Annotated in this window: 17 protein-coding genes and 1 pseudogene; 8 read left to right on the top strand and 10 right to left on the bottom strand. The window is 44.2% G+C overall.

Features of this window, described 5'->3' with window-relative positions; all coding sequences use genetic code 11:
- Window positions 1-237: 237 nt before the first annotated feature.
- Window positions 238-1,689, top strand: coding sequence for a catalase (locus tag H5300_RS16270; RefSeq protein ID WP_017086587.1), 1,452 nt, complete (start codon window positions 238-240; stop codon window positions 1,687-1,689).
- Window positions 1,690-1,906: 217 nt separating this feature from the next.
- Window positions 1,907-2,779, top strand: coding sequence for a patatin family protein (locus tag H5300_RS16275; protein WP_182796429.1), 873 nt, complete (start codon window positions 1,907-1,909; stop codon window positions 2,777-2,779).
- A 115-nt stretch (window positions 2,780-2,894) separates the two neighbouring features.
- Here H5300_RS16275 and H5300_RS16280 read toward each other — a convergent pair.
- From H5300_RS16280 to H5300_RS16290, 3 genes and pseudogenes are all read right to left on the bottom strand, one after another.
- Window positions 2,895-3,887 (bottom strand): annotated as a pseudogene (locus tag H5300_RS16280) (2-hydroxyacid dehydrogenase).
- A gap of 153 nt (window positions 3,888-4,040) precedes the next feature.
- Window positions 4,041-4,367 carry a DUF1971 domain-containing protein gene (locus tag H5300_RS16285; protein ID WP_182796430.1) on the bottom strand — a complete coding sequence of 109 codons (327 nt, stop codon included), beginning with the start codon at window positions 4,365-4,367 and terminating at the stop codon, window positions 4,041-4,043.
- A 66-nt stretch (window positions 4,368-4,433) separates the two neighbouring features.
- Complete coding sequence (locus H5300_RS16290; RefSeq protein WP_182796431.1) at window positions 4,434-5,237, bottom strand: ferredoxin--NADP reductase; 804 nt, start codon at window positions 5,235-5,237, stop codon at window positions 4,434-4,436.
- A 343-nt stretch (window positions 5,238-5,580) separates the two neighbouring features.
- Here H5300_RS16290 and H5300_RS16295 point away from each other — a divergent pair, with 343 nt between their 5' ends.
- Entirely contained in the window at window positions 5,581-6,525 is a 945-nt protein-coding gene (locus H5300_RS16295) for an acyltransferase (RefSeq protein ID WP_017086584.1), read from the top strand.
- A 154-nt stretch (window positions 6,526-6,679) separates the two neighbouring features.
- On the opposite strand, the gene H5300_RS16300 is transcribed toward H5300_RS16295, so the two are convergent.
- The 3 genes from H5300_RS16300 to glgX form a co-directional block, all read right to left on the bottom strand.
- On the bottom strand, window positions 6,680-7,402 hold the full coding sequence (locus H5300_RS16300) for a tRNA (adenine(22)-N(1))-methyltransferase TrmK (protein ID WP_182796443.1): 723 nt from the start codon (window positions 7,400-7,402) through the stop codon (window positions 6,680-6,682).
- 128 nt (window positions 7,403-7,530) lie between these two features.
- On the bottom strand, window positions 7,531-9,273 hold the full coding sequence (locus tag H5300_RS16305) for a diguanylate cyclase domain-containing protein (RefSeq protein WP_182796432.1): 1,743 nt from the start codon (window positions 9,271-9,273) through the stop codon (window positions 7,531-7,533).
- 253 nt (window positions 9,274-9,526) lie between these two features.
- The gene (glgX, locus tag H5300_RS16310) at window positions 9,527-11,500 is read right to left on the bottom strand and encodes a glycogen debranching protein GlgX (RefSeq protein ID WP_182796433.1); all 1,974 of its coding nucleotides are present in this window, start codon (window positions 11,498-11,500) and stop codon (window positions 9,527-9,529) included.
- Between the two features lie 434 nt (window positions 11,501-11,934).
- On the opposite strand from glgX, the gene lamB reads away from it, so the two are divergent.
- A complete protein-coding gene (lamB, locus tag H5300_RS16315) occupies window positions 11,935-13,305 on the top strand; it encodes a maltoporin LamB (protein ID WP_182796434.1) in 1,371 nt (456 codons plus the stop codon).
- A 165-nt stretch (window positions 13,306-13,470) separates the two neighbouring features.
- Window positions 13,471-14,301, top strand: coding sequence for a MalM family protein (locus tag H5300_RS16320; RefSeq protein ID WP_182796435.1), 831 nt, complete (start codon window positions 13,471-13,473; stop codon window positions 14,299-14,301).
- Between the two features lie 66 nt (window positions 14,302-14,367).
- Here the strand turns inward: H5300_RS16320 and H5300_RS16325 are convergent, their stop codons facing one another.
- Complete coding sequence (locus H5300_RS16325) at window positions 14,368-16,137, bottom strand: alpha-amylase family protein (protein ID WP_182796436.1); 1,770 nt, start codon at window positions 16,135-16,137, stop codon at window positions 14,368-14,370.
- A 155-nt stretch (window positions 16,138-16,292) separates the two neighbouring features.
- Here H5300_RS16325 and H5300_RS16330 point away from each other — a divergent pair, with 155 nt between their 5' ends.
- On the top strand, window positions 16,293-16,682 hold the full coding sequence (locus H5300_RS16330) for a DUF1294 domain-containing protein (protein ID WP_182796437.1): 390 nt from the start codon (window positions 16,293-16,295) through the stop codon (window positions 16,680-16,682).
- Window positions 16,683-16,736: 54 nt separating this feature from the next.
- Here the strand turns inward: H5300_RS16330 and H5300_RS16335 are convergent, their stop codons facing one another.
- Window positions 16,737-17,321: a LysE family translocator gene (locus H5300_RS16335; RefSeq protein ID WP_182796438.1), complete on the bottom strand. Its 585-nt coding sequence runs from the start codon at window positions 17,319-17,321 to the stop codon at window positions 16,737-16,739.
- Between the two features lie 141 nt (window positions 17,322-17,462).
- Between H5300_RS16335 and H5300_RS16340 the strand changes: the two genes are divergently transcribed.
- Window positions 17,463-17,903 carry an Lrp/AsnC family transcriptional regulator gene (locus tag H5300_RS16340; RefSeq protein WP_009845852.1) on the top strand — a complete coding sequence of 147 codons (441 nt, stop codon included), beginning with the start codon at window positions 17,463-17,465 and terminating at the stop codon, window positions 17,901-17,903.
- A gap of 27 nt (window positions 17,904-17,930) precedes the next feature.
- Window positions 17,931-18,860: a LysR family transcriptional regulator gene (locus tag H5300_RS16345; protein ID WP_182796439.1), complete on the top strand. Its 930-nt coding sequence runs from the start codon at window positions 17,931-17,933 to the stop codon at window positions 18,858-18,860.
- A gap of 142 nt (window positions 18,861-19,002) precedes the next feature.
- Here H5300_RS16345 and H5300_RS16350 read toward each other — a convergent pair whose 3' ends face one another.
- Both H5300_RS16350 and H5300_RS16355 read right to left on the bottom strand, forming a co-directional pair.
- Complete coding sequence (locus tag H5300_RS16350) at window positions 19,003-20,064, bottom strand: c-type cytochrome (protein ID WP_102456271.1); 1,062 nt, start codon at window positions 20,062-20,064, stop codon at window positions 19,003-19,005.
- 9 nt (window positions 20,065-20,073) lie between these two features.
- Window positions 20,074-20,715, bottom strand: coding sequence for a c-type cytochrome (locus H5300_RS16355; protein WP_182796440.1), 642 nt, complete (start codon window positions 20,713-20,715; stop codon window positions 20,074-20,076).
- Between the last annotated feature and the right edge of the window lie 147 nt (window positions 20,716-20,862).

The following is a 20,862-nucleotide window of genomic DNA, read 5'->3' on the forward strand; positions in this document are numbered from 1 at the left end:
TACTTGCAGGCCTCTGGGTTTTCTTGCAAATGTGCGAAGTATTAAATACTTACACGACAGAGGAAATCAACAGGATGAAAGAATTGGCCCGTTCATTTTTTGCTCAATATGTGTAGATACCCATGATTAGAGGTCTATTCTATATCCATAGTATTTTAGGGGCTTTTGAAAGGAAGCCAGTATAAATATCAAGGTGCACTCACTATTGCTGCACCTTTGGACCTTAAGGAATAGATCATGAGTAAAAAACTAACTACAGCTGCGGGTTGTCCTGTTGCTCATAACCAGAATGTTCAAACTGCGGGTAAACGCGGTCCTCAACTTCTTCAAGATGTTTGGTTTTTAGAAAAAATGGCGCATTTTGACCGCGAAGTCATTCCAGAGCGTCGTATGCACGCGAAAGGTTCAGGCGCTTACGGCACATTTACTGTTACGCACGACATTACCAAATACACCAAGGCAAAACTGTTTTCTGAAATAGGTAAACAGACCGACCTGTTTGCACGTTTTACAACAGTTGCGGGTGAGCGTGGTGCCGCTGATGCTGAGCGTGATATCCGCGGTTTTGCATTGAAGTTTTATACTGAAGAAGGCAACTGGGATATGGTGGGTAACAACACGCCAGTATTCTTCCTTCGTGATCCTCTTAAGTTCCCAGACTTAAACCACGCGGTTAAACGTGACCCGCGCACCAACATGCGCAGTGCGAAGAACAACTGGGATTTCTGGACCTCTCTACCTGAAGCGCTTCACCAAATCACCATAGTAATGAGTGACCGTGGTATTCCTGCTACGTACCGCCACATGCACGGTTTTGGTAGCCACACGTTCAGTTTTATTAACGCAGACAACGAGCGTTTCTGGGTGAAATTCCACTTCAAATCTCAGCAAGGTATTAAAAACCTGTCTGATGCAGAAGCCGGACAATTAATCGGTAATGATCGCGAAAGCCACCAACGCGACTTGTTAGACAGTATCGACAACCAAGACTTCCCTAAATGGACGTTGAAAGTGCAAGTGATGCCAGAAGCGGATGCAGCGAAGGTTCCATACAACCCGTTCGATCTTACTAAGATTTGGCCACACGCGGATTACCCGTTAATTGAGGTGGGTGAGTTTGAATTGAACCGTAACCCGCAAAACTTCTTCGCTGAAGTTGAACAGTCGGCATTCAACCCTGCCAACGTGGTTCCGGGTATCAGCTTCTCACCAGACAAGATGCTGCAAGGTCGTTTGTTTGCTTATGGTGATGCGCAGCGTTACCGTTTGGGTGTTAACCATCAGCATATCCCAGTGAACGCACCTCGTTGCCCTGTACACAGCTACCACCGTGATGGTGCGATGCGTGTTGATGGTAACTTTGGTAGCACATTGGGTTATGAGCCAAACAACGAAGGTCAATGGGCTGAGCAACCAGATTTCGCTGAACCAGCATTGAACCTCGATGGTGCTGCAGCGCACTGGGATCATCGTGAAGATGAAGATTACTTCTCGCAACCGGGTGACTTGTTCCGCCTAATGACACCAGAGAAGCAAGCGATTCTGTTTGATAACACTGCTCGTAACCTAGGCGGCGTACCAAAAGAGATTCAATTGCGTCACCTAAGACACTGTTACAAAGCAGACCCTGCATACGGTGAAGGCATTGGTAAATTGCTTGAAATCGACGTGAGCGAATTTAAGTCGTAATTAATCATCTTGATTCGTTAATCGAAAGGCCGTTGAGTGAATCACTCGATGGCCTTTTTTGATCTCGCTGATCATCAAGCAACCCTAAATTATTGAAAAGTTGAACTATTCACATTGATAGTTTTTACCTATCGAATTGATAAATTTATCCCATTATCTTTGTAAGAACGATCGGATTACTCTACGACTATCAGTTTATAAAGTAGAAGAATTTGAGATGAATAAGAGCGCATTAATCGTTGAAGGTGGAGCAATGAGAGGCATTTTTGCTGCCGGAGTTTTAGACGCCTTTATGCAAGACGATTTCCGTCCTTATGACTTTGCCATCGGCGTATCTGCAGGTGTGTCGAACCTCGTTGGCTACTTATCTCATGCACCAAAACGCAGTTATGATGTGATCACCACGATGGCGACGGATAAGACCTTCTTTAATCCTACTCGCTTTGCCAAAGGTGGTAATTTAGTGGACGTGAAATGGTTATGGAACGAATCCAATCAGCGTTATCCGCTCGATTGTGGTGAGTTGTTTTCAAGTATCCCACTCATCGCTGCTGTAACAAACGTCGATACGGGCAGCGCAGACTACTACCATATTAAGCCAGAAAACCTTTCTAACGTGGTGGAAGCGACCACCGCTTTACCTATTGCTTACCGCGAGACACCGTGTTTCTCTGGTGGCTGTTATACCGATGGTGGTGTCGCGGATTCGATTCCGGTGCGTGAAGCATACCGTCGTGGTGCGCGAGACATTACGGTGATTCTTTCTCATCCTTTGAGTTACCGAATGAAGCCTCAAAAGCACCAATGGATGCTAAAAAAACTGTTAAAGAAATTCCCCAATATTGCGGAGTCGATGGCGGTACGTGCTGAAAACTATAACCAGTCTTTGGAGTTCATTCGTAATCCACCAAAAGATGCGACCATCAAGGTGATAGCGCCGCCAGAAGCGTTTGCGGTGAAGCGATTAACCATGGATCAAACTGTTTTAGATGCAGGTTACCAGATGGGCGTGAAGGCAGGTGCAGAGCATTTGGCCATTCGCAAAGGCGTTTATGGTTTGGATGTCGAGGATTGTCATTTCTGCGTCTAGGAACTGTTTTTGAATACTAGATAAACGAAAAAGCCACGCTGTTCACTTAGGAATAGCGTGGCTTTGTATTTGTGGAACGAGTTTGTTGTCAGTCTGCTATTAACTCAATTTGTCGTTAAACCAGTTCGTTGCCGCTGGTGTTGCTTGCAAAGAAAGCATCAACGCTGGTGAGCGTTGTATTGGCAATGTTGAACAGCGCATCTTTAGTTAAGAAGGCTTGGTGACCAGTGAACAATACGTTGTGACAAGCGGATAGGCGACGGAATACGTCATCGACAATCACGTCGTTAGATTTGTCTTGGAAGAACAGCTCTTTCTCATTGTCGTAAACATCAAGACCAAGCGCACCAATCTTACTCTGTTTAAGCGCTTCGATAGCAGCGGTTGAATCCAGTAGTTCACCACGACTGGTGTTGACGATCATCACGCCATCTTTCATTTTGCCAAATGCCGTTGCATCCAACAGGTGGTAGTTCTCTTTACTCATTGGGCAATGTAAAGAAATCACGTCAGATTCTTGGTAAAGCTCGTCGAGTTCGACGTATTTAGCACCCAGCTCTTTTGCCAATGGGTTCGGGTACGGGTCGTAGCACAAGATGTTCATGCCTAAACCTTTCAGAATACGCATCGTCGCTAAGCCAATCTTTCCTGAACCAATTACACCAACGGTTTTACCGTGGAAGTTGAAGCCAACTAGCCCCTCAAGAGAGAAGTTCGCATCGCGAGTACGTTGGTATGCTTTGTGTAGTTTACGGTTTAAACACATCATCATGCCGACCGTGTGTTCTGCTACCGATTCTGGTGAATAAGCAGGAACGCGAACCACTTGCAGACCAAACTCTTTGGCTGCATCTAAATCGACTTTATCAAAACCTGCACAGCGCATCGCAATCAGCTTAGTGCCGCCTTTCGCTAGAATCTCTAGCACATCTCGCGATAGGTCGTCGTTTACAAACGCTCAAACGACTTCGTTGTCGTGCGCCATTTTTGCTGTTGTTGTAGTGAGTCGAAAATCGTGAAAATGGAACTCAGCGTTGAGTTCGCCTTTTGCAAGTTCAAATGATTTTTCGTCGTATGATTTTGAGCTAAAAAAAGCAATGTTGAGCATGGCTTCCTCTCTTACCTAAAATATAAATAATCCACTGATTCATTATCTGAAACGGGATTAAAACTAATAACTTTGTCCAGTGTGCTAGAGTTTTTTTGTCTTGTCTATCACCATTAGTCACTGTAATTACTATGGTTATTTGATCTTCTATCATCACTTTTCGAACATCTTCTTGGTCTCTTTCTCTGACCAGAAGTTAATGTTGAATTGTGCGTCGTCGCTAAGCTCTACTCGATGCCAATATTGAGGCAGGCTTGTGGCAAATTGCCCAGCTTCGATTGTGATTACACTTTCTGGTTCTGTCGCTTCTGCATCGGCAAAACCGTAGAAGGTGACGGTGCCTTCCATTACGCAGATCTGGCCGAATACGCCTTCTGCGGTGTTATGGTGATTAAGCAATGCAGCCGGTATGTTGTCTTTGGTGAAAAATGGCGTTGAACGTTGAATTTTCCAGTGTGACGGAATACGTAAATGACTCATATAAAACCTCTTATCTGTCTGTATTTTGAATATAAGCTTTAGCTTTGATGGAATTGGTGACTGTGATTACCAGTAGTTCTCGCTGCTGAATTGGCCGGGTTTTCGGCGTAAGTGCTTCTCGAAACCTAAGCTGGTTAGTGCTTCACTTGTGTCGCGAACCATTTGCGGATTGCCACAAAGGTAGAAAAAACTGCGGGTTTGATTGAAAGCGACAGACGTGGTTTGCTCAAGGTCGCCTCCAAGTAACAAGCTTGGGATTCGTCCGCGCAAAGTTCCGGTGACTGATTCTCTAGAAATAATTGGCACATATTGTAGTTTCCCTTGGAAGTGATTAACGAGTTGAGCGATACGGTGTCGATAAGTCAGGTCTTGTTCTGTTCTTACGGCATGAACCAGTACAAGGTTTTTGAATGACATTACTTTTTCGACATCTGAGCCGTTTCGCTGCTGTATCTGCATGCTTTCGAGCATTGAGATAAAAGGCCCAACGGCAGTCCCGGTTGAAAGCATCCATAGATCGTCGGCGATCTCTGGGATCTCATCTAAGGTCATAAAGCCGCTTGGGTCTTTGCCGACAAATATGTCATCGCCTACCTTCAACTCGTGAAGTTGAGGTGAAAGCTGACCGTTCTGATCCTTAATAATCAAAAACTCTAGGTGTTGGTGACCTTGTTCGTGTTCTGGCGCATTCACCATCGAATAGGCTCGCCTTACGAACTCATCCTCACTGTTAAGTAAGCCAAGTTTCGTGAATTGACCCGCTTGATAGGGAGAGACGGGAGCACTGACTTGCAGCGAGAACAGTTGATCTGTCCATTGTGTTTTATGTAAGACTTTGCCAGTGACCAAACCATGAGGAATATCTGTCATATCATCACCTTTACTTAGAGAAGTTATCTCATTAAGGATACTCAACTATTTACACTTTGGAGTTGCATGTACCATGCCATTAATGAGAATGCTTATCAATACTGATAATTCGGTGAGAATGAACTTGAATGATGTCAAATAGACTTTGTATTCACCGTGTCTAAATGACATCTTTATTGTTTTTTGATGTGATTCCTTGCAATTAAGAACAATGAATTGCTCTATTGACACAGACCGAAATTGATACAGTGGTTTGACCCCAAGGGTATTCAACCAATTACTAAAGAGAATATTTTACAGATGAGTATAATGTCGGCTTTCGACCTCAATATAGCCGTGTTTTATGCTTGATAATCTTCGTATGGTCTTGAACGTATTGTTCGTGACTATCAATACCGCAATGACTGCGTTTACCGTGAGCTTCTTTGGCCTCATCAAACTGATTCTTCCAATCTCTATTGTTCAAAAGTCATGTACTCGTTTAGCGAACTTCACATTTTGGTGTTGGGCTTCGCTTAACCTTTGGATGTTGAATGTGAATAACGATATCGAGTGGCAAGTCGAAGGAGGGGAAGATATCTCGACCAAGCAGTGGTACCTGATGATGTCGAATCACTTGAGTTGGGCGGATATCGTGATCTTGTCTTCAATCTTGAAAGACAAGATGCCGATGACTAAGTTCTTCCTTAAGCATGAATTGCTGTATGTCCCTTTTGTTGGGTTGGCCTGTTGGGGCTTGGATATGCCCTTCATGAGACGTCACTCGCGTGAGTTTTTGATTCGTAACCCTGAGCGTCGTAATGATGACTTCGACGCAATCAACAAGGCATGCACTAAGTTCAAATGGGCACCAACAACATTGGTCAACTTTGTCGAAGGGACACGTGCAAATCACGAGAAGCTGGCGACAGCGAAAACACCGTATCGACATCTACTCAAGCCAAAAACCGGCGGTGTGGCGTTTGCTCTGTCTGCAATGGGCCCAATCTTAGATGGTATCGTCGATGTTACTTTAGCTTACCCAGAGAATCAGGCATCTCCGTTTGAAGACATGCTGAAAGGTAAGATGAAAAAGGTGGTCGTGCGTATTAAATTGCATCCGATGGATGAGAACGTGAACGGTAATTACTTTGAAGACAAAGCGTTTAAGCGCCGTTTCCACAGTTGGTTGAACAACACGTGGAAAGAGAAAGACGAGTATCTCGATACGGTTTATGGGGTTGATAAGGTCTGTGAGGTTGAAACGATTGATGAGGCTGATGCGGTTCACAAGAAACAAGAGCAGTAAGCTCAAACCAAATTGATAGCATTAAAAAAGCCGATAGTTCACTGAACTATCGGCTTTTTTATTGAATTGGCTGTATCAGAGGTAAACGATAGAGTTAGTACTTACTATAATCTAGTGGCATTAGAATCAATGCTACATGCAGAACATGTGAGGGCTAAATCGCTTGGTAAGCATTGATGATGTGCTTCACTTGGCTCGGTTTGCCTTGCTTCTCTTGCCCTTGATGGATACGTAAGTAGTGCCGCAATGTTTTGGCTTTGTATTGCTGAGATATCTGTAACTGCTGTTCGCAACTCGGCGCCCAGATCTTGTCACCCACGTTTGATATATCACTAACAGCTTGGTTCTTTTCAGCTTCGCCTTGGTTATTACTGACCAATAAAATTTCGTAGTAACGACGGTTTTCTTCAATCAACACTTCATCAATAAGACCGAACTTGAGCGCTTTTAAATGGCTTCTTAGCTCGAACTGCTGATGGACTGGGCAAAGCAAAAAATCTATATCTTTGTCTGGATGTTGGCGATGAATGTCGTCGACGAGCTTCTGAGTGAGATCGCCACCGACGCCCGCAATAATAACCAGGTGTTTACCAGTATGTTTCTGGAGCGGAATAGCGGCGACATCCATGCAGTAAACTTGCCATTGGCTGGTAACCGTTTGTTGGTCTGAATTATCTTGGGGAAAGTAACGAGTTAGCTTGTCTTCTAGTTCATTCATCAGAGACGGGACAATATCGACAAAATGAATTTGAGGCGCTTTATTATCAGACAACAGTTGAACACCCAAAAAGCCGTGATCGCAGCAACAATCCCAAATATGTTGGTAGTCATTGCTGACAAGGGAGTGGAGAGTTTGCAGTCGGTTACTTAGCTTCATAAGGTTCGTGTCGTTAGAAAGGGAATATTGTCGTGTCGAAGGCGCATTGTAATGACTTTCCATAAAAAAAAAAGCACCTAGGGTGTGAATCCTAGATGCTTTGTGTGCACATACGAATCTGTGGCGTGTTATGAAGCTTGCGCGATAGCTCTAATATGTCCTTCCACTCGGTTCTTTCCGAGCTGCTGAGCGATGAGTTTCGCCTGTTCTGCAAGCGCTAAAGCCGAACCTGTTTCACCTTCTAATTGCGAGAATCCGACGCTGACACCTAATGATAACGTGATATCTGGCGTGGCAACAGCTTGATCACTAACTCCAATTCGACATTGGTCCAGCTGGAATTTGGCATCCTTCACATCATTTGCTTTGAACAATACAGCGAACTCCTTGCCTCCAATACGTGCTAGACAAAGCCCTTTAGGTTTAGGGAAGTATGAGCGTATCGCTTCTGCAGTCAGCTTGATCATCTTGTCACCGACCGTTTCACCATAGGCGCGATTAACGTGGTCAAAGTTATCGATGTCGAGCAGAGCAACATAGGTATCTGGCTCGTCGGCGTAGTTCTCCAATGCGATATTGAAACTGCTTTTGTTGTCCAACTGAGTCATCAGGTCCTTACTGCTCAATTGATGGTGGAGCAGTAAGTTAGACAGCGAGACCTCGGTGTAATCTCTGATCATACGCAGAATACTCTGGCTGATCGGTAAGTTCGCGTTCACATAAAGTACTGCGACCAACTGTTTGTGAGAGTGCAAAGGAATGCAGTAGTGACGTTGGTGTATTTTGAGTTTACATGCCAGAGGATCGGCGTACTTACCACTTCGATAAGCCATGGTGTCTGGTGTAAACCGTTCTGCAAGGGCCTTGTCACAATGTACCGTTGATTTGTTTCCGTGATAGTCGATGGTACTGAATGTGTGGTTTTCAGGCTGATAGAGACAGAATTGAATGCCTTTTTGGTAGGTAAAGCTAGCCAGTATGGATTTCAACTCTCGTTTAAAGCTTACGAGGTCATCGACCTTATTCAGTTGAGATAAAGATACGTTCAAGCGATAAGACAAATAGTTTGCCCCAACCCACAAAAGAATCAGAGAACCAAGTACGACACCAGTTAATGTGAATTGATATGAGCTGGTTAGGATATCGTGACGATCAGTACCTGCGATGAACACCCAGTTCAAGCTGTTGTCAGCATCGAATACCGATATTTTGAAGTTATCTTGATAGTAGTATTCGTGTTTACCGACGGTTTTGCCTTGCGAGAGTTGGTGGCTTATTCCAGCGTGGTAGCTGATAGATTTAGAGCCGATACGTTTCGGATTAGGGTGAAAGACAAGTCGTTCTGTTGCTCGATCAACCACAAACACATAGCCGTGATTAAGCGTTTTTAAGTCTCTTAACCCTTGGGTTGTGTGCAATAGATCAAACTCAATCCATATCTCTTCGTTCAATCTTTCTGCTGTATGTTTCACCGCGAACACCCAACGACCATCGGGCTTTTGATAAATAGAAGAGATATAAAAATCGTCAACAACACTGTCTATTGGGTTCCATTTGATGGAGCCAACTTGTTCGTTGGAAAGAGGTAAGCCACGACTTGATATATATTGTTGAGTTTGAGGTTGGTATCGAATGATATCGGAGAAGTTAGGTGTTCTTTTTAGAATGTTATCACTCAGTTCTCTGAATTTTCGATCACCGATTGGAGCCGTTTGAGGTAAGCCTAGACTGGTTTCTAAAAAATAGAGCTTGCCAAATGTGGCTTCGATGTTGGAACGAATCGTGGAGCTTGCGATTCGAATATTTGATGATGATTGTTCGGTTGCTGCTGTTTCTACTTTTTCAAGCTGAGCCACAGCAAGATAGAGCATCCCTCCAGTTAATAAAATAATGTATGGTTTAAAAAGCCGAATTAATGTTTTAGGTAAAGCCATGATATCCAAAGACGTTATAGATTCATTTTTATAGTACGGCCATACTAAACAGTTTTTGTAATCACATCAATGCAAATGATTCCATATAAATAAATGACTTCTGTGATATTCGGCTGACAAAAAAGCCAGTTATAAATATAACTGGCTCCTATGGTTTCTGGTGATTTATTAAGCTGACTTAGCTTTTAACTTAACTTAAATCAGTCTTGTCTGGCGAATAGTGTAGAATCGCCATTGAAGCTGGAGATAACAGCATTTCACCTTCAGCATGACCTAGTTTTACATTTCGTAGGTTAGTATCGCAAATAGTCACCCAGTTTTGTTCGCGGTCACTAGGCAAAGAAAAGCGCGCTGGTGCGTTGGTTTGGTTGATCAGATAAATCAACTCATCACCATCTTTACCAATACCTAAATGCAACGCAACCGAGCTTAAACGGTTCCAATCATCATGTTCCATGAGCGTGCCATCGACACGGCTCCAGAAGATGCGGTTAGAGTTACGCTTTTCGCCACTGAATGCCTTAATAAAAGGCACCATGTATTGCTGACGTGCGGAGATCATCTCAGACAGCCAAGTCTTGAAGTAAGTCTTACGCTCTGAATCTTCCCAGTTCAGCCAGCTGGTTACGCCGTCTTGGCAGTAAGCATTGTTGTTACCTTTTTGAGTGTGAGATAACACATCGGCCGTCAAAATATGAGGAATACCAAAAGCAAACAGCAGGCTCGCCATGAAGTTGCGCTTCTGCTTTTCACGAGTCGCGATCACTAACAGGTTTTCGGTTTCACCTTCAACACCGTAGTTTTCAGAGCGGTTGTCACCATGCCCATCGCGGTTGTTCTCACCATTCTCTTCGTTGTGCTTATGCTTGTAAGAAACAAGATCCTGCATGGTGAAACCATCGTGATAAGTGATGTAGTTGACGGTCAATTTGTACGGCCAGTGTGCTGCACTGTAGATGTCGCGCGATCCCATTAAACGAGTCGCAAACTCTTTCAGGTAGCCTTGATCACCGCGCCAGAAGCTGCGTGTGATGTCTCTGAGCTTGTCGTTACACTCATTCCAACCTAACGGGAAATTACCAACTTGGTAGCCATTCGGGCCGATGTCCCAAGGTTCAGCGATGAGCTTAGTTTCTTTAAGTACAGGATCTTGAGCAACGGCTTTAAAGAATGCGGCCTCAGGATTGTAATTATCGCCTTCACGGCCTAGCGTTGCTGCTAAATCAAAGCGGAAACCATCAACTTTAAACTCATTAACCCAATAGCGAAGCGTATCCATCACTAAGTTGAGTGCTGGCTGGTGGGTTAGGTCGACCGTATTACCGCAACCAGTAAAGTTCGCATAATGACAACCATGTTTAATGTAGTAGCGACTATCCAGTGCTTTTAGGTTGAAGGTAGTTCCACCTTCACCGCCTTCTGCTGTGTGGTTGTACACGACGTCTAGAATGACCTCGATGCCATTACGGTGCAGTTCGCGAATCGCAGTTTTGAGCTCATTCACGGCGTCCTTTTCTGCGTAACGTGGGTCAGGCACCATGAATAAGTATGGGTTGTAACCCCAATAGTTCACTTTCCCCATATCTAGTAGGTGAGGCTCATGCATGCACGCAGCAATAGGTAAAAGTTGTAGAGAGTTGATATTTTGCTGTTTGTAGAACGCGAGCATTTCAGGGCTCACTAACCCTAAGTAACGGCCTTTAGTATTGGCTGCGACCTCTGGGTGAAGCTTAGATAGGCCTTTTACATGGGTTTCGAAAAGAACGGTCTCTTCTCGACCAATACGCGGCTTGTCTACATCTTGCCAGTCGAAAGTGTCATCAATAACAACACATTTCGCCATCGAAAAGCTTTTTTCATTGGTATATGGCGTGGCGTAATCGAGCGGTTCGCTGATTGCTTTAGCGTAAGGGTCTGAAAGCAGGATTGGACCATTTTCAGTTTCAGCAATAAAGCCGTATTTTTGTCCTGCTTTTATACCGTAGATAAACACATATCTGATATCAGCGTATTCATTTTCCAACTTATAAGTGGTGAACTCATCGTTCTCGTCAAAGAGTGCGAGGGAAAGTGATTTACAGTCTGGAGAATAAATTGAGAAGTTGCAGCCAGTGTTACCTAGCGTTGCGCCTAGTGGAAAAGGGCGAGCGAGCGTTCTAGTCATTGCTTGATTTCTTGTTCGTTTATCGACATCAGTGAACTATAAGTAAAAAGCTTTGTCACAATAAGGTCAAGCAACTTCACAGATTAATTACGGTAAAAAAAATAATTCATCGATGAAGTTCAAATTATATATTTGAACTAGATCTCACTTATGCTGAATAATTAGATCTGAGTGCTGCCTACTCCTCCTAGATTAAGTGATCTACCTCTTTAAAACACCGTTCTGTATATTTTCTACTCCCCTCTAGTCCCCCTTAATTAAGTGAGGGGTGGAGGAAGTCAAACTTGTCATCCCCTCTTAATATTGACCCCGTTGAAACGAATCAGGGGAAACCCTAAACCTCTCTATCTTACGTCCGCCATAACTGCCTTTGGTTGCCGCAAGAGAGCAAAAATATAAAAACCTAAAATAAATCGTCCTTAATGGAGTTAAGAATGAAAAAAGTAAGTTTGATTGCTGCTGCAGTGGCAACTACATTAGCTGCTGGCTCTGCGTTCGCTGTAGATTTTAATGGTTACATGCGTGCTGGTACTGGTATTAGCGGAAATTCTGGCGGTGACGTATCTGTAAACAAATTCGGTATTGGTCGTCTAGGTAATGAAAATGACAACTACTCTGAGTTTGGTTTTGCGGAAGAATTAAAAACCGGTGAGCAAACGTGGCGTCTTGAGTCAATGATTGCTTCTGGTGCAGACGGCGCGAATGGTTGGGAAGACGGTGATTTCAACGTTGCACAATTTGCTGTTAAAGCTAAAGGCGTGATCGCTTCAGACAAAGAAGCAACACTTTGGGCTGGTAAAACATACTACCAACGTAAAGATATTCACATTACCGACTTCTACTTCTTGAACACTTCTGGTACTGGTGGCGGTATTGAGAACCTATCAATCGGTGATCAAAAGCTATCTGTTGCATTGATTCAAGATAATGGATCTCAAAAAGTAGACACGAAAGACAAAAATTACAAACTGACAGATACAGCTCAAGATGCCATTAAAGCTTGTGATGGTAACCCTGGTTGTATTGCTGGAATTGAAAACGATAGTAATAACTACATAGAAGATGGTTTTGTACAAAAGAATGATGATGTCAATGGGTACATTGCTGACATCCGTCTAGCAAATATTGGCCTGTGGTCAGATGCTTCTTTAGAGTTGGCTCTTGCTTATAACTTTGCGACTGAATCAAGTGGTCAAGATGTTCAAGCTGATGATGGCTTGATGGTTACTGGTATCATTCACCAAGGTATGGACAATGGTTTTAACCAAACTGTTCTTCAATACGGTACTAACGGTTACGGCGCTCAAATGTCTAGCTTCGGTGGTTCAGGTGCATGGTATGACCGTTCTGGTGCTCAAAATGACGCAACTGGTTACCGCTTGATTAACTGGGGTGTAATGAACCTTGGCGAATCATGGGAAATGGGTCACCAACTAGCTTACCTAGCAGGTAGCGACATCGGTGGTAAAGATACTAGTGGCAACTACACTAATCAAAATTTCGATATTGACCAGTACTCAGTTGTAGTTCGTCCTATGTATAAGTGGAATGACACAATGCGCACTGTATTCGAAGCTGGTTACAATGCTGGTGAACAGATTGCGAAAGGCGGCTCGGCTAAAGAAGATTTCGGTAACGCTAAATTCACAGTAGCTCAAGCTTGGGCTATGGGTGACAGCTTCTGGGCTCGTCCTGAAATCCGTGTTTACGGCTCGTACATTCTAGACACTGAAAATGACGATGCATTTGGTACAGGCGAAGATACTGAATACGTATTCGGTATTCAAGCAGAAGCTTGGTGGTAAACACTTAGCTTAACCAATCCTAAACTGTCCTAATTCATAGCCGGCTCGCGTCGGCTATTTTTTTAAGGAATGTACAATTAAGTTGATCGTTCCCTAGGTGAATAGTTCTCTTTGTGGTAATTAAAGTTAGTAAATTTCTTAAAAAAATAACAAAAAGGAAGGGTTATGTATTTTAAAGCTCTAATGTTGAGTGGCTGTGTTGCGTTGGCCGGTTGTCAATCTGCACAAGTAGTTGAGCAAGTGCAAGTAGCGCAGGCTGAACAAGTCAATTCTATTGCTGGACTTCAGTTTGCAGCAATGAAACTGCCAAGCTCTGTAGTTTTCGATGTAACGCCAGAAAGCCAATATCTGAACTACCAATCTATTAATAGCCCAGTGGTTGCCGTTGAGCTTCCAGCGAATCGCGGCGAGTATTCATTAACAATTTCTAGTTTGATTGGAGATACAGCATTTGTCCCACGTGCAGTAATCTACGATAAAAATGGTAAAGAGTTAGAAAGCTACGGCCAAAGCGACTTTGAATATAAGAAGCCTAGAATGCATTTGGGCAATAGACTTGTTGCCGAAAAAGAGTTTTTCCCACCACGTACAGAAGATTCGGTTTTCTTAGTGGTTTACACTGATCAGCAAGAGATTGGCGGCTTTACTGATGTGATTCACCCAGCTCGTTTAGATGCGGAAGGCCGCGGTAATTATTTACCTGAGGTCAAAGATATTCCAATTCCAAATGCTAACGTTGGTAAGATAGAAGTTACTATTGATAAAGCGAGCTTCTTCTCTTTTGGTTCATCAAGCAGCGAATCTAACGCTAAGCCAGCGGCAGCAGCTAAGGTTGATACCATTCAACCTGAAACGCAAACCTACTATCACAATGCGATTCAAACGGCTGTAACTGAAGACAATATTCCTAAAGCTCTTAGCTTATTAGATGAAGCAAAAGCGCTAGGTATTGAAGGCGCACAAGAAGTTTTTGTAAAAGCAGTCAATAGACAGTAGCAACAGACCCCCAAAACCCGAAGCAATTACATATTTTGTCTAACTTCGGGTGTTTCCCTCTCTATATTATTTAGTTTTTAATACCCACACCAACGAAGCCAGTGGCTTTAGTTCAAGACTAAAACTGCCAATACTTTCCTCAACTTTTAATACCTGTTGTTGAATGCCTTCAATATGTTCATCTAACAAGTAACTGTCATCAGCGATTGTGAGTGCTTGTATAACACCACTTGGAACGGTTAAGTGAACATTCTCTGTGAGATGTTGGCTGAAATTCGCAGCAACGATGGTCAGCTCTTGGTTGTCATAGCGCAGAAATGCGTAAACCGAATCACTCAAATTATTGCTCTGATGTAAGTCTTGGTAATCACCTGTCATCGACGAGTGCTCTAGCGAAAAGTTCATTACCTTTTGGTAGAAGTGACGCAGTTGCTTTTCGTTATTGTTTAGTAACTCACCATCGAACGCACCATTATTCATCCACTTTTGGTGTTGTGGGACGCCAATGTAGTCAAATATGGAAGTTCGTGAGGGCTGTCCAAAGCCTGCATTCTCTGCACCGGGTTCTCCGACTTCTTGCCCAAAGTAGATCATGGTTGGAGAACTGCTCAATAACGCGCTGACGAGCATTGCGGGTTTGGCGATATTCGGGTCACCTACAAACTCAGGAGACGCGATACGCTGTTCATCATGGTTATCCAAGAAGTGCAGCATGTGGTGTTCAATATCCATCATTTGATGCTGAATCTCAGGAATGATTGCTGTTGAAGCTTTGCCTTGCATTATGGCTTTGAGGCCGTCGTACAGGTCAACCTTGTTATAGAGGTAGTCCATCTTGCCGAGATGAATGTAGTCGCGGTATAAGTCCGGTTGATAAACCTCTGCCATCAGAAAGGCATCTTGGTTTTTCATCTTTATCGATGAATTGAGGTAGCTCCAGAATTCGACTGGAACCATCTCAGCCATGTCGTAGCGGAATCCATCAACACCTTTGCTTAACCAAAACAAGGCGATATCTCGGAATTTAACCCAAGAGCTAGGTACAGCTACCGATTCCCAGAAATGATGATGCTCTCGGTAATCTCGTTGAGCATAGTCATTCGGTAGTTCAGGGAAGTCTTTTGAACCGTCTGGTCGCACGCCATAATTGATTTTCACCGTTTCATACCAATCATCGAAACTAGGCTTGGCTAAACGTGAGCCGTTACCCGTCCATTTGGCCGGCGTCTCTATAAACGGGGAGCTTAGGTTAGGATGCTGTTCACCACCAAGCGGCGTAAAAGCGGGCTGGATATCAGGCAGTTCAAAAGTGCTGTCGGGGATGTAGTAGAAGTTATTGTCTCTGTGGTATTCCTGCGTTGTGTCATCTTGAGCACCAAAGTCACAGACGCCTTGTGGATTGTTTAAGCTTTTATAGTGACGCGCAACGTGATTCGGTACGATATCGATGATCACTTTTAAACCGTTATCGTGGCTTCTTTTAATTAACGCTTCAAACTCTTCTAACCGATGTTCAGGATTGTTGGCGAGGTCAGGATTGACTGAGTAGTAATCTTTAACCGCATAAGGCGAGCCTGCGCGTCCCTTAACTACGCTAGGGTGATCGTCTGAAATCCCGATGTGCTTGTAATCATTGATGACGGCGTGATGTGGCACCCCGGTATACCAAATGTGAGTCATTCCGATCTTTTGAATTTCTGACAGCGCTTTGTCGGTAAAATCACTGAACTTACCGACGCCATTTTGCTCGATTGTGCCCCATGGAACATGTTGGGTGTTTTTATTGCCAAATAAACGCGTAAAAACTTGGTAGATGGCGTACTTTTGGTTGTACATATTTATGATTCCTTTAAATTCCATCATGTTATGTAGGGATGAAAGGGCTGTTTATTCTTTACAGGCTAACCGAATTACAATATGCCTTACTCATCCTTATCAAAATCTACAGGGCGTAATCGCTACAGTATGTGAGCTGTTGCCCAAAAGGAGTCATGTTGTCTTCATCTATTCAAATCGTTATCACCTATTTGGTTCTGGTGGCGGTATCTGTGTTGTTTGCAGAAAGTTCTAAAGCGCTGTTGGTGTGGTATTTGGTTATCGGTGTGGTGACGTTTTTTGTGTACGCGAAGGACAAGCGAGCAGCGATAAATGGGAATTGGCGTGTGCCAGAGAAAACTTTGCATATTTTTTCTGTTACTGGTGGTTGGTTAGGGGCGTTGATTGCTCAAGATAAGCTGCGTCATAAAACGCAGAAGCAGCCGTTCAGAGCGATATATTGGGTGACAGTGGCAGTGAATGTTGCGGCGTTTGTGTGGACATTAACCCCAAGCGGGCAGGCGACGTTTGGGCGTTGGCTTAGCGAGGTTATTGGATATCTTTAACGGCAATGATGGTTAATACCTGTGTACTAACCATCAATAGCTATAGTGAGTCTATTAGAGCATCGGAATCGTTGAGGCTAACAGTAAGCCTGCCATACCGTAGTTAAAGCTTTTGATGCGGATGGGTGTTGTTAACCAGTGTTGCAGTTGTTTACCTGCCGCAGTCCAGAATGTCACGGATGGTAAGTTCGCGAGCGTGAAGATACCTGCGATGATTGCAAGCTCCCACCATGAACTACCGCTGCTATAAACAGAAATGGCTGTCAGTGCCATTGACCAACCTTTCGGATTAACCCACTGAAAACTTGCCGCGCCAATGAAGGTCATCGGTTTATAAGCTTCAGTGTTTTTAGCTTTTCCACTCTTTGCTATTTTAATCGCTAGGTAAACCAAGTAAGCAAGGCTCAGGTACTTTAATATTTGGTGCGTAACCGGATAAGCGTTGAAAATACCCATTAAACCGAAGCCAACCAGCAGCAACATGGCTGCAAACCCTAGAGCAATGCCAAGCATGTGCGGAATAGTGCGGGCAAAGCCAACATTGGCTCCTGATGTCATAAGCATGATGTTATTTGGACCCGGCGTGAAGGTCGAGACGAACGCAAACAAGGCAAGTGCGCTAAGTTGTTCTAAAGGCATTATGGTTCCCCAGCAAAAAAATGAACGAAGTGACTGACCGGTCATGACTTTCACGTGTTGAGAAACATAGTAGGTGGAAAGTGAGGCAATTATGTGCTTTTATTTCCTCTATTATCACTAAATGCACAATAATAAGTAGTTATGGATAGATTTGACGAAAGGATATTGCAAGAGCTTAAATTGGACGGCAGAATCTCCAACATTGAGCTGTCAGAACGAATTGGTTTGTCGGCTTCTGCGACCTTAAGACGCGTCCAGGATCTTGAGCGTAAAGGAATAATTCAAGGTTACCGTGCGGTTCTGGATAATGGGCTGATGGGGGTCGGTTTTATTGCTTATGTTTCGATTGGTTTATCAAGCCACAGCAAAGCGGCTCAGCTAGAGTTTGAACAACACGTCAGTATGGAAAAAGAGGTAGTGGAGTGCCACAACATTACCGGTGCTAACGAGTACTTGCTAAGGGTAGAAACCAAAGATCTACCGGGCTATAAGAAGTTTCATGCCGATGTGCTTGGGGAATGTGCTCAGGTGCAATCTATTACGACTATGGTTGTGATGGACACCCCCAAAGACGAACGCTAGTCGAGTTTTTATTTCAGGAGAGGCGCAGTGCCAAATACCAATCAGTTGTTATTGTTCTTAGATGTGGTTCAACAAGGGTCGTTTACCAAAGCGGCAACTTTGCATGACATGGACAACTCATCGCTCTCTAAACAGATCAAAAAGCTTGAGCAAGATTTAGGTGTTCAGCTGCTGAACCGCTCTACACGCTCGTTTTCGTTGACGTCGGCCGGGGAAGATATTCTCGCACAAACCTATGTGCTGAAAGACACCATCAATCAGATCCAAGGCATTGCAGATTCATACCAGTCAGAGCCTAAAGGCGTTCTGCGAATTACCTCACCGATCTATTTTGGGCAGCAATATCTGCAACCTATCATCACTCAGTTCATGAGAAAGTACCCGGATGTTCAGATCGTACTTTCACTAGACGATAAGATCGCCAACATCATTGCAGGGCAGTTTGATATCGCGTTTCGCTTCAGTAAGCTTGTTGAATCGAATTTGATCGCGAAGAAGATTGCCGACAGTAACTTCATGTTGGTCGCGTCAAACGATTTTGTGAAGCAGCACGGTGAACCGAAAACGCCACAAGATTTGCTCGCTCTACCTGCTGTGATTTATACCAATGGCGATATGACGGTCGATCATTTACGTATCAGTGAAGAGCCGCATGGCAACACTTTCCAAAGCCTGACGATTCGCGGTAACTATAAGGTGAGTGATGTTCGTACTATGGTGTCTTGTGTGAAAGATGGTCTAGGTTATGGCTTCCTTGATCAATCAAACCTGTATGCCTCAATGAATGAACTTGGCTTGGTCACTTTACTGCCGGATTATCCGATCTCTACGATTGATACCGCAATCTACGCTGTCTATCCGCACCGTAAGCAAACCAAACTAGTCAAAGAATTCATCACTACGGTTCAAGACTATATTGGCTCTCCGACCATTTGGGAAAAGATGCAGCAAGATTAGCTGAATCTCTAATCGTTCAAACATAAAAAAGGAGCCAGAACGTCGAACGATCTGGCTCCTTTTTATTCCTCTGGCTATAGCTGATTTACAATGTAAAGCTTAGCTATAGCTGACGTGAATGGCTCTTGTGCACTAATGTCTATCAATGCTCATGAATCACTTCTTTACCACTTGGGTAGGCTTTTGAACCCAGAACATTACCGTCGACTTCTTTACCATAATAACCTTGGTGGCTGTGATAACGCTTGGCATTGCCGGCAACATCACCCTTGTATCTAGGATCTTGTGGGCGTTCATGACTGTTCACAAATGCGGCCACATCCCATGCATCCTGAATTGAAAGCTGTTGGCTCTTTCCAAGCGGCATGTTTTCGTAGATGAAGTAGGCTGCTGTATTTACACGGTGCATACCTGCGCCCCAGTTGAACGAATTCTCGCCCCAAAGAGGTGGTAGGTATGAGCGACCATCCGCCCCTTTAATACCTTCGCCATTTTGGCCATGACAGGTTTGGCAGCTGGTTTGGTAAACTTTTTCACCACGAGCGATTGAGGGTTCTTGTTCAGGGTTTGCAATCTTAGGGTAGCCACGACCGGCAAGTTTACTGCGGTCATCGATTGGGTATTTGCTTAACAGTTCTTCTGGAAGAGGGAAGCTTTCAGCTTTACCACCAACTTGTAAATCAGCATCGCTAATCTCAGGAACCGGCGTGTCTTGCATGTCGTTCTTGTCTAAGATGCCGCCCATCGCCAGCCAGTATGAATAAGCTGTGAGTGCGACCATTTCTTTTGAACCCTCAGCCGGTGGCAGGCCATTCATTGAGTAGGTGAAGCAACCTTGGATACGTTCTGCGTAGCTGTTTACCTTGTCGTTCTTGGAACGATACGCAGGGTAGGCCATGTACGCACCCCAAAGAGGTGCTGCGTTAGGCTTCATGCCCGCTTGCATGTGGCAGTTTACACAGTTTTGTTCATTGCCTACGAACGTACCACGCATCTGTTGTGAATCGACAAACAGCGAGTACCCCAATTTTACTTTGTCGCCAAATTCCCCAGCAGGGATATCAACCAAGTCTCGTGGCACCAGATATTTGTTGTCTTGAGGCTTCTCAACGGCTGGCAGTTCGGTTTGGCGATCGGGCAACTCAGCTTCGGCATAAGCGATTCCAGAGGCAAGGGTTGCGGTAATTAAAAGTAATGTTTTCATGCGAGCCCTTTAGTATCGGAAAGAGGCGAAGTAGTAAGACAGGTTTTTGATCTCATCGTCGGTCAACTTGCCTGCGATGTTGCCCATCATGTTCAAATCATCACCCTTACGAGTGCCATTTCTCCAAGCGTTGAGCTGAGTTTGAATGTAGTCGGCATGCTGGCTTGCTAGGCGCGGGAATTTGTCTACGCCCATACCGCTTGGCCCATGACAGGTTGCACAGGCTGGAATGTTTCTATCCCAATCGCCTTGGAATACAAGTTTACGATAGGGGTTATCGATATCAGCCTGTGAGCCGCGCTGCTCTAAATCGGTAAATTCGTATGAAGGTAGTGATGCAAAGTACTCTGCTACTTCACGACGAACAGCGGGATCAGATACACCGTCAGCCATTCCCTTCATGATCGCGCTTTGACGCTCACCACTTGAGAACAGAACCAGTTGATGTTCTAGATAGTCAGCATTGAGCCCTGCAAGCATAGGGGCAATGTTGGGCATGCCTTTACCGTCGGCTTGATGGCAGCCGCTACAAGTTTCTGCGGCTTCTGGCATTGGATTGGGTGCTGCTTGTGCAAAAGCGGATAAAGAAAGGCTTCCTAGAGCAGCGATGCAAAGCGTTAGAGTTTGAGTTTTAATTGTTAGCTTAGTCATGAGGCGTCGCTATTGGTTGTAATGCACGCATTTTCGACATAATTGGTTGTTTGCGCTATTGTGGATTTCCACATTAATTCACTTGGAACTTGAGGTGAGTCTCACATTAATAACCTCAGTCACAATGATGGTATTGATGTGAACTTC

Source organism: Vibrio sp. SG41-7 (assembly GCF_014164465.1).
In the GTDB taxonomy this organism is placed as follows: Bacteria; Pseudomonadota; Gammaproteobacteria; order Enterobacterales; family Vibrionaceae; genus Vibrio; species Vibrio splendidus.

Bases quoted from the DNA above. Each gene is read 5' to 3' on its own strand.
- H5300_RS16325 (WP_182796436.1), bottom strand. From the start codon at position 16,137: ATGTACAACCAAAAGTACGCCATCTACCAAGTTTTTACGCGTTTATTT.
- H5300_RS16290 (WP_182796431.1), bottom strand. From the start codon at position 5,237: ATGACAGATATTCCTCATGGTTTGGTCACTGGCAAAGTCTTACATAAA.
- H5300_RS16305 (WP_182796432.1), bottom strand. From the start codon at position 9,273: ATGCTCTATCTTGCTGTGGCTCAGCTTGAAAAAGTAGAAACAGCAGCA.
- H5300_RS16275 (WP_182796429.1), top strand. From the start codon at position 1,907: ATGAATAAGAGCGCATTAATCGTTGAAGGTGGAGCAATGAGAGGCATT.
- H5300_RS16355 (WP_182796440.1), bottom strand. From the start codon at position 20,715: ATGACTAAGCTAACAATTAAAACTCAAACTCTAACGCTTTGCATCGCT.
- H5300_RS16350 (WP_102456271.1), bottom strand. From the start codon at position 20,064: ATGAAAACATTACTTTTAATTACCGCAACCCTTGCCTCTGGAATCGCT.
- H5300_RS16285 (WP_182796430.1), bottom strand. From the start codon at position 4,367: ATGAGTCATTTACGTATTCCGTCACACTGGAAAATTCAACGTTCAACG.
- H5300_RS16295 (WP_017086584.1), top strand. From the start codon at position 5,581: ATGCTTGATAATCTTCGTATGGTCTTGAACGTATTGTTCGTGACTATC.
- H5300_RS16270 (WP_017086587.1), top strand. From the start codon at position 238: ATGAGTAAAAAACTAACTACAGCTGCGGGTTGTCCTGTTGCTCATAAC.
- H5300_RS16340 (WP_009845852.1), top strand. From the start codon at position 17,463: ATGGATAGATTTGACGAAAGGATATTGCAAGAGCTTAAATTGGACGGC.
- lamB (WP_182796434.1), top strand. From the start codon at position 11,935: ATGAAAAAAGTAAGTTTGATTGCTGCTGCAGTGGCAACTACATTAGCT.
- glgX (WP_182796433.1), bottom strand. From the start codon at position 11,500: ATGACTAGAACGCTCGCTCGCCCTTTTCCACTAGGCGCAACGCTAGGT.
- H5300_RS16320 (WP_182796435.1), top strand. From the start codon at position 13,471: ATGTATTTTAAAGCTCTAATGTTGAGTGGCTGTGTTGCGTTGGCCGGT.
- H5300_RS16335 (WP_182796438.1), bottom strand. From the start codon at position 17,321: ATGCCTTTAGAACAACTTAGCGCACTTGCCTTGTTTGCGTTCGTCTCG.
- H5300_RS16300 (WP_182796443.1), bottom strand. From the start codon at position 7,402: ATGAAGCTAAGTAACCGACTGCAAACTCTCCACTCCCTTGTCAGCAAT.
- H5300_RS16330 (WP_182796437.1), top strand. From the start codon at position 16,293: ATGTTGTCTTCATCTATTCAAATCGTTATCACCTATTTGGTTCTGGTG.